Source organism: Micromonospora sp. NPDC049151 (assembly GCF_040648395.1).
Lineage (GTDB): Bacteria > Actinomycetota > Actinomycetes > Mycobacteriales > Micromonosporaceae > Micromonospora.
Window position 1 is genome coordinate 1 of sequence record NZ_JBEZDP010000050.1, and the last position, 3132, is coordinate 3132.

Below are 3132 nucleotides of genomic sequence, written 5' to 3' on the forward strand. Positions count from 1 at the left end.
GTGGGTGGGATACCTCATCTTGAAGCGAGCTTCCCGCTTAGATGCTTTCAGCGGTTATCCCTTCCGAACGTAGCTAACCAGCCGTGCCCCTGGCGGGACAACTGGCACACCAGAGGTTCGTCCGTCCCGGTCCTCTCGTACTAGGGACAGCCCTTCTCAAGTATCCTACGCGCACGGCGGATAGGGACCGAACTGTCTCACGACGTTCTAAACCCAGCTCGCGTACCGCTTTAATGGGCGAACAGCCCAACCCTTGGGACCTGCTACAGCCCCAGGATGCGACGAGCCGACATCGAGGTGCCAAACCATCCCGTCGATATGGACTCTTGGGGAAGATCAGCCTGTTATCCCCGGGGTACCTTTTATCCGTTGAGCGACACCGCTTCCACATGCCAGTGCCGGATCACTAGTCCCGACTTTCGTCCCTGCTCGACCTGTCAGTCTCACAGTCAAGCTCCCTTGTGCACTTGCACTCAACACCTGATTGCCAACCAGGCTGAGGGAACCTTTGGGCGCCTCCGTTACCCTTTAGGAGGCAACCGCCCCAGTTAAACTACCCACCAGACACTGTCCCTGAACCGGATAACGGTCCGAAGTTAGATACCCAAATCAACCAGAGTGGTATTTCAAGATTGCCTCCACCCATACTGGCGTATGGACTTCACCGGCTCCCACCTATCCTACACAAGCTAATTCAGATACCAATGTCAAGCTATAGTAAAGGTCCCGGGGTCTTTCCGTCCTGCCGCGCGTAACGAGCATCTTTACTCGTAATGCAATTTCGCCGGGCCTGTGGTTGAGACAGTGGGGAAGTCGTTACGCCATTCGTGCAGGTCGGAACTTACCCGACAAGGAATTTCGCTACCTTAGGATGGTTATAGTTACCACCGCCGTTTACTGGCGCTTAAGTTCTCCGCTTCGCCCCGAAGAGCTAACAGGTCCCCTTAACGTTCCAGCACCGGGCAGGCGTCAGTCCATATACATCGAATTACTTCTTCGCATGGACCTGTGTTTTTAGTAAACAGTCGCTTCCCCCTGCTCTCTGCGGCCATACAACGCTCCACCCGCGCGGGGCTTCACGTCTCCGGCCCCCCTTCTCCCTAAGTTACGGGGGCAATTTGCCGAGTTCCTTAACCACAGTTCGCCCGATCGCCTCGGTATTCTCTACCTGACCACCTGTGTCGGTTTGGGGTACGGGCCGCTAAGAACTCGCTAGAGGCTTTTCTCGGCAGCATAGGATCACTGACTTCACCTGAATCGGCTCGGCATCACGTCTCAGCCTATGTGGCGTGCGGATTTGCCTACACGCCGGCCTACACGCTTACCCCGGCACAACCACCGGCCGGGCTCAGCTACCTTCCTGCGTCACCCCATCGCTTGACTACTACCCGCCAGGTTCCCACGCTCCCCACCCGCAGTCCGAAGACCTTGGATGGTTTGGGTGGTTAGCACAACGAGGTTCGTCAGGGTCGCTCTTTCGCGGGTACGGGAATATCAACCCGTTGTCCATCGACTACGCCTCTCGGCCTCGCCTTAGGTCCCGACTCACCCAGGGCGGATTAGCCTGGCCCTGGAACCCTTGGTCATCCGGCGGAAGGGTTTCTCACCCTTCTTTCGCTACTCATGCCTGCATTCTCACTCGTGCCGCGTCCACAACTGGGTCACCCCGCTGCTTCACCCCCGGCACGACGCTCCCCTACCCATCCACACACCTGCATACCCCATCAAGGAGGCACGAAGTTAAAATGTGAATGCCACAGCTTCGGCGGTGTGCTTGAGCCCCGCTACATTGTCGGCGCGGAACCACTTGACCAGTGAGCTATTACGCACTCTTTAAAGGGTGGCTGCTTCTAAGCCAACCTCCTGGTTGTCTATGCGACCCCACATCCTTTTCCACTTAGCACACGCTTAGGGGCCTTAGCTGGTGATCTGGGCTGTTTCCCTCTCGACTACGAAGCTTATCCCCCGCAGTCTCACTGCCGCGCTCTCACTTACCGGCATTCGGAGTTTGGCTGATTTCGGTAAGCTTGTGGGCCCCCTAGACCATCCAGTGCTCTACCTCCGGCAAGAAACACGCGACGCTGCACCTAAATGCATTTCGGGGAGAACCAGCTATCACGGAGTTTGATTGGCCTTTCACCCCTAACCACAGGTCATCCCCCAACTTTTCAACGTTGGTGGGTTCGGCCCTCCACGCGGTCTTACCCGCGCTTCAGCCTGCCCATGGCTAGATCACTCCGCTTCGGGTCTAGAGCATGCGACTAAAAACGCCCTATTCAGACTCGCTTTCGCTACGGCTCCCCCACACGGGTTAACCTCGCCACATGCCACTAACTCGCAGGCTCATTCTTCAAAAGGCACGCCGTCACCCCGCAAGGCTCCGACGGATTGTAGGCGAACGGTTTCAGGTACTATTTCACTCCCCTCCCGGGGTACTTTTCACCATTCCCTCACGGTACTCGTCCGCTATCGGTCACCAGGAAGTATTTAGGCTTACCAGGTGGTCCTGGCAGATTCACGGCAGATTTCAGGAGTCCGCCGCTACTCGGGAACACCCACAGAAGACCAGCAGCTTTCACCTACCGGACTATCACCGTCTACGGTCAGCCATTCCAGACTGTTCGACTAACCACTGGCTTTGTAACTTCTCCAACAGATGTCAGTCTGTTGAGCAGGGTCCCACAACCCCGACCACGCAACCCCTGACAGGTATCACACGCCGCCGGTTTAGCCTCAATCCGCTTTCGCTCGCCACTACTCACGGAATCACTATTTGTTTTCTCTTCCTACGGGTACTGAGATGTTTCACTTCCCCGCGTTCCCCCCACACACCCTATGTGTTCAGGTGCGGGTGACATCACATGACTGATGCCGGGTTCCCCCATTCGGACACCCTGGGATCACAGCTTGGTTGACAGCTCCCCCAGGCCTATCGCGGCCTCCCACGTCCTTCATCGGCTCCTGGTGCCAAGGCATCCACCGTTCGCCCTTGACAACTTGACCACAAAGATGCTCGCGTCCACTGTGCAATTCTCAACAAACAACCAACCCACAACCCACAGCCCCACACCAACAACCCGACAACCGCCGGCGGTATGCGAGACCAGGCCATGCCTGGCGCCTCACGGACGT

Annotated in this window: 1 rRNA gene; it reads right to left on the bottom strand. The window is 57.1% G+C overall.

The window, feature by feature from the left end:
* A 23S ribosomal RNA gene (locus AB0B20_RS29020) occupies window positions 1-3003 on the bottom strand; the annotation flags it as partial.
* Window positions 3004-3132: the final 129 nt, after the last annotated feature.